Annotated in this window: 2 protein-coding genes and 1 pseudogene; all 3 read right to left on the reverse strand. The window is 39.3% G+C overall.

What is annotated here, in order from left to right:
• Positions 1-125: pseudogene (locus FTV52_RS14465) on the reverse strand (CmlA/FloR family chloramphenicol efflux MFS transporter); the annotation flags it as partial.
• A gap of 74 nt (positions 126-199) precedes the next feature.
• Positions 200-1,075, reverse strand: coding sequence for an SDR family oxidoreductase (locus FTV52_RS14470; RefSeq protein WP_078081115.1), 876 nt, complete (start codon positions 1,073-1,075; stop codon positions 200-202).
• Positions 1,076-1,161: 86 nt separating this feature from the next.
• On the reverse strand, positions 1,162-1,476 hold a 315-nt coding region (locus tag FTV52_RS14670), incomplete at its 5' end, for a hypothetical protein (RefSeq protein WP_218944809.1).

The raw sequence follows: 1,476 nt of genomic DNA on the forward strand, positions 1-1,476 counted from the left end.
GTCGCGAACGTCGCCACCAGCATGGCCGACGCGCCCACTGCTTGAAGTAGACGGAAAGCGACAAAGGCCGGTGCAGTTGAAGACCAAGCTGCTCCCAGAGACGCAATGACGAAAGCCGTTGCGCCCGGCGATTAAGTTAATAAACATATTAAATCATTAATTAGTTTTTGTAGTTTAGAGAGTTTATTTCTTAGGGTTTCTATTCCTCAATTATTCCGTATCCTTCTGGTGCAGGAATCCCATGTTCCGAAGAACGACTGACTGATTCCCACTCTTTCCATGTAAATATACGTTTTTCTGCATTTTCAACAGCTAAATCATATACAAGGCTTCCCAGAACTAATCGGAGAGGCGGATTCTCACTATTAACCAGTTTCATTATAGCTTCGGCGGCTAACTTAGGATCACTATCCACCGATTCGTTTGAATATTGTTGGGCCAACTTTTCACGTAATGAATCATACTCTTTTTTCTGTGTAGTAAAACTCATTTTTAAGTATAGATTCGTCCAGTAACCTCCAGGTTCTACGATAGATACTTTTATACCAAAATGTGCAGCTTCTTGTGCTAAAGCCTCGCTAAATCCTTCTAAAGCAAATTTACTAGCGCTATAGATTCCCGACATTGGACCACTAATCAGTCCACCAATACTAGATATCTGGATAATATGACCTGATTCTTGTGCCCGCAAGTACGGCATAACAGCTTGACTTACCCATACTGTACCGAAGAAATTAGTTTCCATTTGGCTTCTAACTTCATCTTCACTAAATTCTTCAATCATTCCCATTACCATATTCCCTGCATTGTTAATGACAATATCGAGTCTTCCAAAATGTTTAATGGCAGTTTCCACTGTAGTCGAAACAGCACTTCTATCAGTAACATCAAGACTTAAAGGAAGTAACATTCCTTCAAACTGGCATTTTAACTCATTCAGTTTTTCAATATTTCTAGCAACACCAACAACCTTCTCTCCTGACTCCAATGCTTTTTTTGTGAATTCGTATCCTAGTCCACTGCTTGCACCTGTAATAAACCACACACGTGTATTTTCATTGTTATTAAATGTCATAAATAATCTCCTCCATTAATCATGTAATATTGGTATCATTCAATACCAATTTAAAACAAACAAAATAAAGAGCACAGGCAATCTGCCTATGCTCTAAATATAGAAATATAAAATTTCAACAGGATTAATCCGATTGTTGGTATCACAAATAAGCCATCAAATTCATTGATGTACCCTTTTCTACGAAGTGTCATGGGAGATCTCCCTTTAAAATAAAAAAGAGGAAGATTCCTCTCCCCCTTTTTACTATAACCGTATAATAAAGGTTTCCTATACGTATAGGAAGAATAAACGCCCTTTTCACCCAAGTCCAACAGCTTTGGACCGCAGTTGACTCTTTCGACACCCCTGCGATGCAACCCAATCCGGCTGACGGGGAGCCAGCAACGCTGAAAATTTAC

This window comes from Acinetobacter sp. YH1901141, assembly GCF_013416935.1.
GTDB lineage: Bacteria > Pseudomonadota > Gammaproteobacteria > Pseudomonadales > Moraxellaceae > Acinetobacter > Acinetobacter towneri.